Annotated in this window: 12 protein-coding genes; 7 read left to right on the top strand and 5 right to left on the bottom strand. The window is 33.0% G+C overall.

Translation table 11 applies throughout. The features are described from left to right. Positions 1–182 precede the first annotated feature (182 nt). From ERX46_RS12910 to folE, 5 genes are all read left to right on the top strand, one after another. Positions 183–2,939, top strand: a complete 2,757-nt coding sequence (locus ERX46_RS12910) for an outer membrane beta-barrel protein (protein WP_130094287.1) — start codon at positions 183–185, stop codon at positions 2,937–2,939. Then, entirely contained in the window at positions 2,914–3,657 is a 744-nt protein-coding gene (locus tag ERX46_RS12905) for a GLPGLI family protein (protein WP_130094286.1), read from the top strand. Before ERX46_RS12910 ends, ERX46_RS12905 begins: the two co-directional genes overlap by 26 nt. An 826-nt stretch (positions 3,658–4,483) precedes the next feature. Continuing rightward, complete coding sequence (locus ERX46_RS12900; RefSeq protein WP_130094285.1) at positions 4,484–4,837, top strand: T9SS type A sorting domain-containing protein; 354 nt, start codon at positions 4,484–4,486, stop codon at positions 4,835–4,837. 185 nt (positions 4,838–5,022) lie between these two features. Further along, a complete protein-coding gene (locus tag ERX46_RS12895) occupies positions 5,023–5,454 on the top strand; it encodes a 6-pyruvoyl trahydropterin synthase family protein (RefSeq protein WP_130094284.1) in 432 nt (143 codons plus the stop codon). Between the two features lie 20 nt (positions 5,455–5,474). Next, positions 5,475–6,068 (top strand): GTP cyclohydrolase I FolE, encoded by a 594-nt coding sequence (gene folE / locus ERX46_RS12890; RefSeq protein ID WP_130094283.1) that lies wholly within the window; start codon positions 5,475–5,477, stop codon positions 6,066–6,068. A gap of 43 nt (positions 6,069–6,111) precedes the next feature. On the opposite strand, the gene ERX46_RS12885 is transcribed toward folE, so the two are convergent. From ERX46_RS12885 to ERX46_RS12875, 3 genes are all read right to left on the bottom strand, one after another. Then, positions 6,112–7,605, bottom strand: a complete 1,494-nt coding sequence (locus ERX46_RS12885; protein ID WP_130094282.1) for a VWA domain-containing protein — start codon at positions 7,603–7,605, stop codon at positions 6,112–6,114. Between the two features lie 98 nt (positions 7,606–7,703). Next, a complete protein-coding gene (locus tag ERX46_RS12880) occupies positions 7,704–8,399 on the bottom strand; it encodes an inorganic pyrophosphatase (RefSeq protein ID WP_130094281.1) in 696 nt (231 codons plus the stop codon). A 127-nt stretch (positions 8,400–8,526) separates the two neighbouring features. Further along, a complete protein-coding gene (locus ERX46_RS12875; protein WP_130094280.1) occupies positions 8,527–9,393 on the bottom strand; it encodes a M23 family metallopeptidase in 867 nt (288 codons plus the stop codon). Between the two features lie 157 nt (positions 9,394–9,550). Here ERX46_RS12875 and ERX46_RS12870 point away from each other — a divergent pair, with 157 nt between their 5' ends. Both ERX46_RS12870 and lnt read left to right on the top strand, forming a co-directional pair. Beyond that, positions 9,551–11,785 carry a choice-of-anchor L domain-containing protein gene (locus ERX46_RS12870; RefSeq protein WP_130094279.1) on the top strand — a complete coding sequence of 745 codons (2,235 nt, stop codon included), beginning with the start codon at positions 9,551–9,553 and terminating at the stop codon, positions 11,783–11,785. 440 nt (positions 11,786–12,225) lie between these two features. Continuing rightward, positions 12,226–13,836 carry an apolipoprotein N-acyltransferase gene (lnt, locus tag ERX46_RS12865; protein WP_130094278.1) on the top strand — a complete coding sequence of 537 codons (1,611 nt, stop codon included), beginning with the start codon at positions 12,226–12,228 and terminating at the stop codon, positions 13,834–13,836. Positions 13,837–13,933: 97 nt separating this feature from the next. Here lnt and gldC read toward each other — a convergent pair whose 3' ends face one another. Both gldC and gldB read right to left on the bottom strand, forming a co-directional pair. Beyond that, positions 13,934–14,287 carry a gliding motility protein GldC gene (gldC, locus tag ERX46_RS12860; RefSeq protein WP_130094277.1) on the bottom strand — a complete coding sequence of 118 codons (354 nt, stop codon included), beginning with the start codon at positions 14,285–14,287 and terminating at the stop codon, positions 13,934–13,936. Between the two features lie 3 nt (positions 14,288–14,290). Further along, entirely contained in the window at positions 14,291–15,295 is a 1,005-nt protein-coding gene (gene gldB, locus ERX46_RS12855; protein ID WP_130094276.1) for a gliding motility lipoprotein GldB, read from the bottom strand. Between the last annotated feature and the right edge of the window lie 61 nt (positions 15,296–15,356).

Genomic DNA, 15,356 nt, shown 5'->3' with positions numbered 1-15,356 from the left:
CATTCAACTGAATTTTTAATTTTTCACTTTTCATTTTTAATTTTTCATTTATCTCTCCTCATTTTCCATTTTTTTTAAACATTAAAAACTAAACTTTAATCATTAAAAAAAGCATCTTAACATATTAAACTCTTCTTACAACTATGAATACACTATTTTTGTACTCAGAAAAAAATATATAGATGAAAAGATTACTGGCCTTGTTACTCATCTTGTTTACTTCGCTTTCTTACGCACAAGAAATGAAGTTCACAGGAGTTGTAAATGATACTTTAAACAATAAACCTTTGGAAAACGCTGTCATTATGGCGGTGCGACTTTCTGATGGATTATTATTGGGTTATACACGTTCAAATGCAGACGGAAGTTATAAACTTCGAGGAGTTCCTATTGATACTATGGAATTGATTGTTTCTCACCATGATTTCGATGAAAAACGTTTTTACATTATAGGATCAGAAGAGAATACTGAAATTCATATCCCAAATATTATTCTTCCAGAACATGCTACTCAGTTAGATGAGGTGATTGTTTATGCGAATAAAGAACCCATTTATTTCAGAGGAGATACATTGGTTTATGTTGCAGATTCTTTCGCTACAAAGCAAAATGCAATGGTTGAAGATTTATTGAAAAACTTACCTGGATTGCAAGTTGACGATGATGGGAATGTAAGTTCTCAAGGACGAAAAGTAACCAAAGTATTGGTCGATGGAGATGAGTTTTTTGGCTCTGACCCAACAATTGCAACGAGAAATTTATCAGCTAAAGGAGTTGATAAAATTGAAGTTTATGAAGCAGAAGATGAAACTTCTGGGGGTAATTCCGAAGATAAGATTCAAGTCCTCGATGTGAAATTAAAAGATGATGCCAAAAAAGGATACTTTGGTAAAATAGCGGGTAGTGGAGGTTTCAACTCTGAATATTTTAAAGATCTACCAAATGGAAGCGGATTTTACGAAGGTGAAGTTTTAGCCAATTACTTCAATAAAGACTTGAAAGTTTCTGTTTTTGCATTGGGCTCAAATACACCAAATACTGGATTTAGTTACAGAGACGCATCTCGTTTCGGATTAACCAATGAAATGTCAGGTGGTTGGGGATCAATCATGAACACGAGCAGATTAAATGGTTTGCCTGAAAATTATAAAGGCGGATTTTACTTTTCAAATAAATTAACTGAAAAAATTAAACTGGGTGTAAATTATACTTACAATGACAGTCGTTTGACTACAGAACAAATTCGAAATTCAGAATACTTTTTTGCAGACACTACTTATTTAAAAAGAGACTCTTCATTTACTGACCAATTACAACAATCACATACAGTGAACTTGAATTTGGAATATGATATTAATGATAAAACTAAATTGAAGTTGAAGTCTAATATTATTCTTAGAAATGAATCCTCATTGACAACTAATGCAAGTGATTTCCTTACTAAGGACGAACAAAGATTTAGTGCTACCGATGTGAGAAATGAGTCTAAAGCTGATGGATTGGAAGGGAATGTAGAATTGGAATTAAATAAGAAATTCGAAAAACGATTTAGAGAATTAGATGTCGTTTACCAATTAGGATATACGGAAACAGATAGAGATAACACATTAAATTCTAATCTATATTTCGGACAATTCATTATTCCAGATTCTATTTATGATCAAAAACGAAATATGGCCAATAATACAACTGGTCACCGTATGATTGTAGATTATATGGAGCCAATTACACGAAAGTTTAGATTGAAGTTTCAGTACAGGTTGGATTATTTCTATGGAGAACAAGCGACTTCTACCTTTAATCGTACGGCAACAGGTTATGATGAATATGCTGGATTATACAGCAATGATTTTAGCAATACACGATTAGAAAATAGAGGTGCATTAGGAATTTTATTCACTGATAGAAAACATACTTTAGATGTAGGATCTCGTTTTAGAAATGTGGTTATAGATAATTTCAATAACGAAACAAATACGAACATTAATCAAACTGTAGACAATATATTGCCTTATTTAGAATATCGTTATAAATTTTCTAATGCACACAGAATTCAATTGGTCTATTCAACAACTTCTGATCAACCAAGTTTAAATCAACTTCAACCTGTGAGGGATAACACAGATCCAAATAGTTTGGTGATTGGTAATCCAAATCTAAAGCCGAATTATTCACATAAATTAAGTGTGAATTATAACAAATGGAATGCTCTAAAACAGAGCTATGTCTACAGCGGAGTTTACATGAATTATTTTGATAACGATTTTTCTAACTCCATTGTTTACACACCAAATGGACAATCTGTTTCGACGGCAATAAACGTTGATGGGAATATTTATAGCGGTTTTTATGCTGGTGGTGGAATCCCAATTTTTAAAAAACTATTGAGTTTAAGACCTCAGGCTTCAGGTGGTTATACGAGCTTTAATTCAGAAATTAATAACCAAAAAAACACCACTGAAAATTATAATATTGATGGTGAATTAGGACTTGAAATGCGTTCAGACTCTATTGAAATCAGCATAAGTGCTGCGTTAAGTTATAACGATCCACGTAGTAATTTATCAATGGGTTTAAATGAGCCATATACTGTTCAGCGTTACAAAGCATCAATTTTTTATGAATTACCATTCAACTTTTTCGTAGAAACAGATGCCGTTTATGAAATCAATTCAAGAAGAGCTGAAGGATTTAATGCAACACCATTTATTTGGAATGCTAAATTGAATAAACGCTTCCTAAAGACAGGTAATCTTGTGATTAATGCATCAGTTTATGATATTTTTAATCAGAATATAGGGATTTCTCGAAACGTTGGAACAAACATAATTACAGATACACGCAGTAGAATTATTGCACGTTACTTCATGATTGGAGCAACATTAAGATTCAATAACAATAAAACAAAAGCAGATGAAGGCAGAGGTAGATGGTTCTAAAATTTTAGCAGGAATTGCTTTTTTACTCATAACTACTTTGTCTTTTGGACAAGTAATTCGTTCAGGTGAAATTGTTTTTGAAAAAAGAACAAATCTTGAAAAGAGGTACGAAGGATCTCAAACGATGGGGAACTCTAAAGAGTGGATGAAAGAACCAAAAAAGGATGAGTATGTATTGTATTTTACCGACTCAACTTCTCTTTTTAAACCAATTCTACCAGAAGTTGGTGATGAAGATAGAGAATGGTCAACGATGAAAAACACGACGTACCAAAATCTAAATTCAGGTAAATTAGAACGTCAGTTTTTGTATTATGGAGCGGAAATCTATTTATTGGATACCGTAAAGAAAAGAGAGTGGATCATAACAGAAAACAGAAGAACAATTGCTGGTTTTGAAACCAAGCAAGCACTGTGGGTAGCAAATGACTCAACAAATATTTATGCTTGGTACGCAGAAAAAATCATCCCTTCAGTTGGTCCAGAATCTTTTAACGGCTTACCTGGTGCAATTCTAGGATTAGCATTAGAAGATGGTGGAGTGGTTTACTTTGCTAAAGAAGTAAAGCCATTATCGAAAAAGAACATCGAAAAAGAAATGCCCAAAGGAAAAGCTAAAGATTATTACACGAGTATAGACATACGTAAACTAGTGAAGGAATTATTTTCAGGCCGAGGTTCGGGAGGAAGAATTCTGGATGATATATTTGTTTGGTAGAAAACGATGTAGTTAGTCGTTTTCAATTTAGTCAACTAGTCACAGCGGGACTGTATATTAATAGGAATGGGCTTTAGCCCATCCGTCAATCGATACAAACCATTATTAAACCCCACAAAATCGAAATAATAGCATGCAATTATTTCGATTTTGTGGGGTTTTGTTTTACATCTGATTCTTTGAGCCAAGGACTTGCGTGCTAGGTTATTAACATGTCTTCCCTCTGGGACTGTGAATAATTAGTTTTTAAACCACAATGCTTTATATTTCAAAATTGGGCTACCAATATAGGTCGTTAATCCCTAATTTTAGCGATGTGTTTTTTCAATAATACAGCTGATAATCGCATTAATTAATTTTATATAGAGTTAAACTTTAGCAAAAAGGAAGAAGGGATTCCTAAGTTGTTAAAATCTAATATTTTCTCAACTATCGGAATGACAGTTTGTAGAGAAGTATTTGGGGTAAAATTTGCTCAAGCGAAGCTTGAGCAAATTTTACCCCACAAAAGCCAACGAAAACCTGTCTTTCCGATGGAGTGAAACGACGAGGAATCTCTTTTTAAATAATTACGACTTAGCTTGGTAACCCAATTTAAAAAAATAAATCATTACAAATATTCATCATTACCAACCCTATCAAGTTAACATCCGAAAGCTACCGGATTAAACATCCCAATATATCCATAACATGACCCAAGCGTCCTCCATTGTTAACCTAACGTTATCTGTTTTAACATTCTATTAAGTCGTTAGTAACCTTTGTTTTTAACCAGATTTGTGACGTACATTTGTCGCAACTAATAAATATAAAAACAAATAAAAGAATGAAAAAATTAACGATTATTGCTGCATTATTGATAGGAAATATTGCAATGTCTTACAGTGGAGTAGGAGAACCGACAAAAAATATTTTGGTAGACAGTTCAAAAAGTGAAATTCAATTTGATATTGAATCTAATAAATCCAATGTGTTAACCGTCCTTGTTAAAGGTGTAGAAGAGAATTTCACAAGTATTGCACTGATTGATCAACGTGGAAAGTCAATTTATTACGCTTATGTAAAAACCAATAGTGAAACTTTCCAAATTGATTTATCAGAATTAACACCAGGGAAGTATTACGTAAAATTAAATACGGACAGCGAAATTAGAATGAAAACTTTAATTGTCGAAAGGTAGTATTCTCTTAAAAGTAACCTAATCAAATCAATCTAGCAGATATAACCACTTTTACTTAAATCATATTTTCTATTCACAATCTTACAACGCTTTTTTAAGGCGTTTTTTTTTGCTTTCTAATAAAAACTAATAAACAATTTTCTTTCTCGAACGTTTCTTATCTTTGTGGCTAAAATTTTTTAGAATTGAAAACAGTTTACATTACACGCAGAGAACATTTCAACGCCGCACATAAATTGTGGAATGAGGGATGGAGCGATGAGAAAAATGAAGCCGTATTTGGAAAATGCAGCAACAAGAATTGGCACGGACATAATTTCAACATCTTTGTTACAGTAAAAGGAACCCCTTCGACTGATACAGGTTTTGTGATTAACTTAAAAGATTTAAGTCAAATCATGAAAGATTATGTTGTTGAAGCCTTGGATCACAAAAATCTAAATTTAGATGTTCCTTTCATGAAAGGGGTTTTAGCATCAACAGAAAATTTAGTTATGAAGATTTGGGAGGAAATTGAAGGGCCAATTAAAAAAGCTGGTGGAGTTTTGTCAAAAATTAAGCTAGAAGAAACTGAAAATAATTACGTGGAATATTATGGTGGTAATGAACCATTCTAACTACATAACATCAATTTTTAATGGAAAGTAAATTTGAATATGATCAAGAGGTAACTGATAGACTAACGGAGGTTTATAAAGGTGTTTTAGCTGATTTAGGTGAAGACCCAAATCGAGAAGGTTTACTTAAAACTCCAGAAAGAGTTGCCAAATCTGTTCAGTTTTTAACCCAAGGTTACAAACAAGATCCAGATGAGATTTTAAGAAGTGCTTTATTTCATGAAGACTATTCCGAAATGGTAATTGTGAAAGACATTGAAGTGTATTCTCAATGTGAACACCACATGTTGCCTTTCTTTGGGAAAGCACATATTGCATATATTCCTAATGGTAAAATAGTTGGATTAAGTAAACTTCCAAGAATTGTAGATGCGTATGCACGTCGATTACAAGTTCAAGAAAGATTAACATTAGAAATTCGTGATTGTATTCAAAGAACGTTAGATCCTAAAGGTGTAGCAGTTGTTTTAGAATGTAGTCACATGTGTATGCAAATGCGTGGTGTTGAAAAACAAAATTCATCAACTACAACTTCAGCATTTAAAGGATTGTTTATGTCAAATGACAGCACAAGAAAAGAATTCATTAACTTGATTCAAGCACGTTTGCATTAAAAGTGAAAATTCAAATTCAATTAAAAGGTGTTTAAAGCATCTTTTAATTGAATTTAAATGTTGACAAACGAATCTCTTCTTTCAATTTATTCTGAGCATCAGCCAATTTCTCAATAAGGATAAACCTTCCATTACCCAATTCCGCAGCTTCTCGCATACTTTCTTCTGCCTTTGAATTGGTTTTAATTCCCACAACACTCATTGTAGTATTGTTTTTACTTAAATTCTTTTCAATGTATTTTTTATAATCTCCAGAGCTTTGATTAAATGCTCCGTCAGTAATAATAATTAAATGGTTTTGAATTCCAGCTTTTGAGTTTTTCTTTACTTGTTTATAGCCTAATTTGATTCCTTTACCGCCAGCCGTTTGTCCAGATATTTTTAATTTCTGTACAACTTCTGAAATCATTTCTTTTTGATCTCCAGCGGTCGGATCTAACAAAACTTGCGCATCTGACGAATAGGAAACTAATCCGATTTTATCCTCTGGTCTCAACATTCCAAGTAATTGGTCCAATGAATATTTTAATAATTCTGCACGGTCATATCTATTCATTGAAGAAGAAACGTCCAATACAAAAACAACATTAATTGGTTTGAAATATTTAAGATCAAAATTCTCTTTGTCTAGCTTTTCAAATTCAGGAATCTCCTCTTTTACTACTTCTTTAAATACCGGTGTTTCTTCTATTATATCTGATAAATCTATTTCAGGTTGATTTTCTTCAATAATTATAACGCGTTCTTCTTTTGGTTCTTCAACTACTTCCGCAAGAATTTGCTCCCCTTTTTCTTCTTGAGGCATTTCTTCAACAATTAGCTCACTTTCTTCATTAATAATAAGCTCAGGAGTTTCTTCAATCTCTTCTTTCTTACTCAAAGCTAAAGTGACAAAATTATTTTTAAAGTTTACATATTGTGCCAGCTCATCTGGATAATATCCCTCATGCGTCGCATAAAAATAAGTTATTCCCAGTGGTAATTTAATTTTTAATTCCCCATTTCTTGCAGTAGACCATTTACCCAAAGCACTTCCATTTTGCAGAATAGCGACTTTTGATTGTCCTAAATTTTCTCCTGTCAGTTTATCAATCGTTTGAACAGTTAACATAAAATCCATCGGATTACCTTGGGCAGGTTTTTGTCCAAATGTTGGACAAGCAGTTAAGCTGTTAGAAGTTGGCAATGAAACAATCTTTCCTTTCAATCGAATGGTTGTTGCTTCATTGTTATCACTCGTGTATACAGGGATAGAATAATCAAATCTCCCTTTCTTTCTGTTATTAACGTGAAAACGAATTACAGCCGAACTATCTGGTTGGATTCTATCATTTTTTTGTAGTGAAGCAACTTCCATAGGTGTTTTCACACTGAGAATGTATATTTCTTTATTCGTTTCGTTTTTTATATAAATATCTACGAATCGCTCATCATTTCCATTGATATCTTCAAAATCATGACTCGTTTTATCGAATATAACTTGAGTCTGACCAATAATCGAAATAAATAATAAATATAGAAGGACTGTAGTTCTCATAAAATAAATATAACTAGAATTTAGAAAACAAAAAAGAGGAAAGATTAACTCCTTCCTCTATATAAACGCTATTTGTTAACGTAAAGTATTTTAATCTTTTAAACCTTTTCTTTTAAAACTGCTGTTAAAGCCTCTGCTAAAAGTGTATCAGCATCGCCATGATTCTCTTTATAATCTAGAGAACTTCTGCGAATAACTTCTTTTGCCTCTTCAGCTCCATAAACGTGAGTAATTTCAACATTTTTAGAATCTCCACCTAAATCTTTGTAAGTAAGGAAAAAGTGCTTCACTCGGGCTAAAACTTTTTCTGGAATTTGATCAATTGAGGTCATGTCACCATAAACTTGGTCATCCTTCAAAACAGCAATAATTTTATCATCTGCTTCTCCACCATCAATCATTCTAAATCCACCTACTGGTATACATTCAGCAATAATATTTCCGCAATTTACTTCACGTTCAGATAAAACACAAACATCCAATGGATCATTATCTCCAACAATATTCGTTCTTCCTGTTTTTGTGTTTGCATATTCTGCCACGTGTTTGTCGCATAATGTCTGCGGAACAAAACCATACATACATGGCATGTAATTAGAGAATTTTTGAGGACGATCTACCATCAAATATCCACTTTCTTTGTCCACTTCATACTTAATAGCATCTGAAGGAACGATCTCAATAAATGCGTTAATTAGTTCGGGTTGTTTTTCACCAATTGTGATTCCATGCCATGGGTGCGCTACAAAGCGTTGTTTAAGTGCTTTTGCTAATTTAGCTACTTCTTCTTTCATATATCGTAATTTCGAGTAATTTTCTTTTAAATTAGGGATTGCAAAAGTACTGAAAAAATTGAAATGAAAAAAGTTGTCGTTTTTACAGTTGAAAATTGAAAAGAAGTAGTAAAAAGAGATATAAAATTTACTTCCCGAAAGAGAAATAATCCAATGGATCTAGCGGTCCCATATCACTCCATAATTCGAAATGTAAATGAGGCCCAGTACTGCGTTCACCAGTATTTCCTACCACACCAATTGCTTTTCCACGCGTAACTTTATCACCTACATTAACATAGACCTTTTGGGCATGTTTGTAAACAGAGATGATTTCGTTTTCATGACTCAATATAATCGTATGGCCATCTTGATCATCATAAGAAGAGTGCAAAACTACACCATTCAAACAAGCCTTAATCTGTTCGTCCTTTTTAGTAACTATATCAACTCCTGGATGATTTGGGATTCTAAATTTTTGACTCACCTGACCTGCAACAGGGTCATATAAGAATAGATGATCAAATAATTGGTCATTCGTTCCCTTAAGTTTTTCTTGATTCTCCCTAATGTTTTGATCCAATTGTTTTTCAGCATTAGAAATAGTTGTGTCTACAACTAAATTGGCGTTGCCTTGCGTTTTTTCATTAAGATTAGTAACGTAAATTGAGTCAATTGAAACTTCTCCTAAAATTACTTTTTGTAAATTGGATATATAATTGTCTTGGGCAATAAGTCTTTTTTCTAAGTTAGCAACGCGTGTTGCCGTAAATTCAATTTTTTGTTTATTTCTGTTTTTAATATTCTCAGGTAATAAATATCCTATTGGGGTGTAGGAGAAAATCAGGTAATTAAATAAAAACAAAATAATAATGAAAATTAAAGAAATACTAATTAACTGAATACGATTAATTTTTACTCTCCACCATTCTTCAAAGCTTACTGGATCCATTCCTACAATTCTTGTGGAACGCTTAAACCAATTCTTCTTCTTTTTCTTCTCTGGCTTTTTCATGACAATTGTCTGCAAAAATACATTTATATAGATGAATTTTTGCTATATTAACGTTAATTAAGTAAAATTCAATAGACCTCATTTTTAAGTGTGTTAAATTTGGCTTGTTATTTGTTAAATCAACAACTATTCTATATTTAAAACGTTATACTATTAGATGAAATTATTGCTATCAATATTATTCCTTTTCCTTACATCTTCTATATGGTCTCAACTTGTGACTAATGGAGGTTTGTCAGCAACGCAATTGGTGCAAAACGTACTTTTGGGAACTGGGGTTGATGTTTCTAATATTAGCTATTCCGGGGCAACAAGTGCAATTGGTACTTTCAATGCTACAAACGCCAGTATAGGAATTGATGAAGGGATTATCATGACTACTGGAACTATAAATCAAGGACCAGATGGGCCGCATGGTCCAAATAACAAAACCAATGCAGGAATGGATAATAATGCAAGTGGTTATGGACAGCTTACTAACCTGGTTGGAACTGATACTTACAATGCAACTTTATTAGAATTTGATTTTATTCCTTATTCAGATACAGTTCGTTTTAAATATGTTTTTGCTTCTGAAGAATACCCAGAATTTGTTGGGACTCAATTTAATGATGTTTTTGCATTTTTTATAACTGGCCCTGGAATTCCTGGAGGGACGCAAAATATGGCAATCATTCCTGGAACAAACCAACCAGTTGCAATTAATAATGTCAATGCCGGACAAAATGCAATATATTTTGAATCTAACGGTGATGGAACTCAAGCTCCACAAAACACAAATTCTTTTTATGTTCAATATGATGGTTTTACTGTTCCACTAGAAGCTGTTTCAAAAGTGCAATGTGGAGAAACTTATCATTTAGTAATTGCTGTTGCTGATGTAGGTGATCCAATTTATGATTCTGGAATATTTTTAGAGAAAAATAGTTTAAATAGTGTTCAACCTGTTCAAGTAAGCTATGAATTGTCAAGTGATCCTTATGGAGATGGACAAACAATGGCGCAAAATTGTACTAGTGCCGATGTAACAATTACGCGATCTGGACCAATGATAAATCAAGCATTAACAATTCCAATTAATCTTTTTGGTTCTGCTGTTGAAGGTTTAGATTATTCGAATGTTCCTAACAGTATCAATTTTTCACCCGGACAAACTTCAATTACTTTTACTATAGATGCGCTTAATAATACAGCACTTACAGGAATTGCTAATTTGATTATTCAATTTGAAATTGATGATCCTTGCGGTAATACTGAATTTCAAGCCATAGAATTATTCATAAAACCTGTTGAGCCAGTTACGGTTACTTTGGATCCTGTGGATATTTTGTGTCCTGGAGAAGAAGTGGAATTGATTGCCCAAGCGCAAGGAGGTGGTGGAGGATATACTTATCTTTGGAGTACTGGTGCAACAACCCAATCCATAGTCATAAACCCTTTGACCACACAAACGATAACTGTTGATGTTACTGATGATTGTTTAAATCAAACAGCAACTGCAACCTTAGTTATAGTAGTACCTGTTTATGATCCGTTAGAAATCGAAGCTACTGATGATATAATTGAACAATGCCCTTTTGTTCCTTATGATTTAATTGTTGAAGCTATTGGTGGGGCTGGTGAATATACTTACGAATGGTATAATCCCAATTGGAATTTAATTGGAAATTCTGCAGAAATAACTGTAGCAGCTCCGGCAACGTCTACTTATTCAGTTGTGGTAACTGACCAATGTGGAACCAGTGATACAACAACTGTTAAAATTACAATTTTAAGTCCTCCTTTGTTACTAGAAATAACACCGGATCAAGAATTATGTCCTGGAGATTCTGTTCAATTAAAAGTGACAGCGACAGGTGGTTTTGGTAATTACTATTACAGTTGGCCACATTCAGGTGATACTGTTTCAACAGTTTGGGTAAAACCGGACAGAACAACAGAATATACGGTTATCGTAAAAGATGATTGTCAAACTTTTCAAGTTATAGCGAAAACTACAGTAGTTGTCGTTAAACCAGATGTTAATTTCAAAGCCATAACTGAACCTAAGTTTATAGGTTTACCGATAACTTTTCAAAATTTAACGGTTAATGGAAATACTTACTTCTGGGATTTTGGAGATGGTTCTACTTCTACAATGGTTCATCCAAATAACACCTATGACTATCCAGGAACTTATGAAGTGAAGTTAATAGCAACTGATAGCAAAGGCTGTATAGATTCACTTACTAAAATTATAACAATTTTAGAGGAAGTATATTTATACATTCCTAATACTTTCACTCCCGGAACACAGAATCGATACAATAATTATTTTAGAGCAAGTACTATTGGAATTGAAGCCTTGAGTATAAATATTTTCAATCGTTGGGGAGAACTTTTATATAGTTGAAATGACGTTGACTTCAGTTGGGACGGTACCTATAGAAATGAAATAGTGCGCGATGGAACATATATTTGGACGATTGAGTATGTCGATGTTCATGATATTGAAGTCAAGCAAATAACAGGACATATAAACGTTATTAAGTAAAATCAATGTTTCTAAGTCTTTGATAAGAGAGTTTTTAAGATAAAACTTTTGAAGTTCTTCATTAATAGGTATTTCAACTGTGAACATCGGGATGCATTGGTCTGACCTAGACAGTTGAACATAAATTATAAACACTTGTGCAGCGTTGTGCAGCGTTGTGCAGAGCCTTTCGAAGTAAGCTTGCCGAAGTAAGCGTAACCTAGTATTTGACGTTTTCTTGCAAAGAGTAGTTAAAATCATTTGAATTCTCGCTTTAACTATTAGGTATATTATCTTTGCAAGAATCGAATTATTCAGCTATGAAATTTTCACGTTTACAAAGATACCTTTTAAGCATTTTGAGTGGTTTATTAATGACCATTTCATTTCCACATACAGGTAGTATTTTTCCATTGGTTTTTCTTGCGTGGGTTCCGCTTTTATTAGTCGAACACAACATTTATCGTGAAAAATATCGTTCATCCAAAGTATTGATTCACGCATATCTTACCTTCTTTATTTATAATTTAGGTACAACTTATTGGATATATTATTCAATTGGAGGTGAAGGAGGAGCAATTTTAGCTTATTTCCTTAATGGATTTATAATGGCTTTGGTCTTTTTGCTTTTTCATTTTACCAAAAAATTCGTTGGACAGAAAGAAGGATATATTGGTATACTTTTTTTCTGGGTAGGACTAGAGTATATACATTATCATTGGGAATTAAGTTGGCCTTGGATAAATATTGGAAATACTTTTGCAATCGTACCCGAAATTGTTCAATGGTATGCATATACTGGAATTCTAGGGGGAACACTTTGGATTCTTTTGGTGAACTTATTGGTGTTTAAAATAGCGAGCAATATCCTTTTTAAAAAGGAATCTTTTAAAGTTCAAACACCGTTAGTATATCTCTCAATTGCACTAATTGTAATTCCTTCTTTACTTTCTTTCTGGAGTTACTCAGTTTATGAAGAAACTGAAAACCCAATTGAGGTTGTGGTAACTCAGCCTAATGTTGACCCTTATAATGAGAAGTTTAATTCAGAATTAAAGCAGCAACTTGATAAATCTATTATTAAGGCAAATGAATTAATTACACCAAATACCGCTGTTGTTTTAGGTCCTGAAACGGCAATAGCACAAGGATTTGATGAAGCGAAATATCAGGAAAGTGAGGCAATGAATTATCTTCAAGAGACCGTTGATGGTTGGGGGAATACTGCCTTATTCACTGGCGCTTCAACATATAAGGTTTTTGATTATAAAAATAGTCCGGCGGCTAGAGGTATTCCAGGAACTGAATTCTTTTATGAATCTTACAATACTTCTGTTTTAATTTCTAACAATAAACCACCTTCTTTTGTACATAAATCGGAACTAGTGCTCGGAGTTGAAAAGATTCCTTTTTCAAAATGGTTTCCTTTTTTAGAAAAATTATCTATCCAGAACGGTGGAACATCAGGGACATTGGGAGTGGAAAAGGAGCCGCGTGTTCTAAACACGAACGGATTCTCTTTCGCTCCAATTATATGCTATGAATCGCTTTATGGCGGAATGGTGGCAGAGCAATGTCGAAAAGGAGCAGAGGTTATTTTTATCATCACAAATGACGGCTGGTGGGAAAATACTGCAGGTCACATGCAACATGCGAGTATTGCCAGATTAAGAGCCGTTGAAACAGGACGATATGTGGTGAGATCAGCGAATACTGGAATTTCTTGTGTAATTAATCAAAGGGGTGATATTATAAAAGCTACCGAATATTGGGTACAAGATGCATTCCGTGAAACAGTTCAACTCAATGGCGAACCTACATTTTACGTTACATACGGAGATGTAATAGGCCGCTCATTTGCTTTTGTAAGTCTTTTATTGATCACACTTACATTGGTGAAATACCTGCGCCGATTTGGAACTTCCGTTTAAAAGAGAATTTAGATAAACTAATGGGTATTAAAAAGCACGATTCTATATGGAATCGTGCTTTTTAAATAATGTAAAACTGTTTTTGGATATTTAATTTCTAATCATTCTCAGGTAAAATCTCCATTTTTTCTGCAAAATGATAACAGTAATCTCTTAAGTCCTCTGAAATATTCTTTTCTCCAGTTGCTTTCTCAAATGTATCAGCCATTGTTACCAAAGTTTGATGGAAAAATTGCTTCATTTCTTCAATTGATAATTCTTTTGTCCAAAGATCAATCTTCATGGTGTTTTTTTCTTTAGGATCCCACATGGAAAGAAACATTGCGCTGGCTTCTGCTTTTTCAATTTCACCATCTTGGGCTGACCAAATCATTCTAACTGGAACATTGTTCTCGTTTGTACCAACATTTACTGATATCTCAGACGTTTTTGTAATCTTTTCTTCATTCATAACTTATTGAATCTCGTATGTTTGTAAAATCGTATTGTATTTCGTATCAATTAACGCTTGCAAAGATAATGCTTTGTTTTTAGTCATATAGCCTTTAACAATTCTATATCCTAAAAATTGACCAATTCTATCTGGAGAATCTACAGCTAATCCAACTGTCGTAGGACCTTCATTTAAGAAGTTGGTTCTAACTCTAATGTCCGTTTTAAATAACATCTGCTGCTCAACCAAATAGTTCCAAACAGAAGTTTCATTTTTAACAGCCCAATCGTATTGTGTTTTATCATAACGTAACACATAATCTTCATGAGCGTTTGGAAATGCGGCATTCAAAATATACAATATCTTTCCTGCTTGGATGATATGTGCTGCAAGCTTTTCGTCTAATTCGTTGAATAATTGAACTTGAATCCAATTTAGAAGTACATCTCTTTCAAGAAAATCAATATTCATTCTGTCTCGCTGCCATTGGTAAAGCTCAGCATTTGGTATGGAAGAAATCACATTGCTTTTAGGAGAAATATAATTTTCCAATCCAACAGCAATATTTTTCTGAGCACAAGTAACTTGACTAAATAATTTATTGATATAAAATATGTTTTCCGGTAAAATAGAATCGCCAAAATGATATTTTAGATAAGTAAAGGCTTTATTTATTTTGTTTTCATGTTGAGGTAGTTCTGCGTACAACTTTTGTTTTTCTTCTTCAATATCAGAAATGTAATCTGAGTTATAAAAATTATAAATTGCTTGATAAGAATAATCGTCAATGTTTTGACGAATATTCTGACTCAATTCATACATGAATAAATCACCTAATTGTTGTTCTAAATTTTTTACTTTGGATGCTACCTCTTCTTTAGGTTTTTTGTAAAGTTCGTCATCAACATTTATATAGTTCAAAGAAACTTCTTTTTTAGGTAGATTCACATCCAAAGGATTTGATGTACAGCCATAAAAAACAGCCATTAAAATAAGAATTGCATACAATGATAATCTATTGTTCATGAAATATGATTATTTTTGTCAATAGTCGAAGATTGAATTTTTATTATATCTTGCTGACTAA

Source organism: Brumimicrobium glaciale (genome assembly GCF_004152935.1).
In the GTDB taxonomy this organism is placed as follows: domain Bacteria; phylum Bacteroidota; class Bacteroidia; order Flavobacteriales_D; family Crocinitomicaceae; genus Brumimicrobium; species Brumimicrobium glaciale.
The sequence above is the reverse complement of the archived record's forward strand: the minus strand, read 5'-3'. Positions and strand labels throughout refer to the sequence as shown.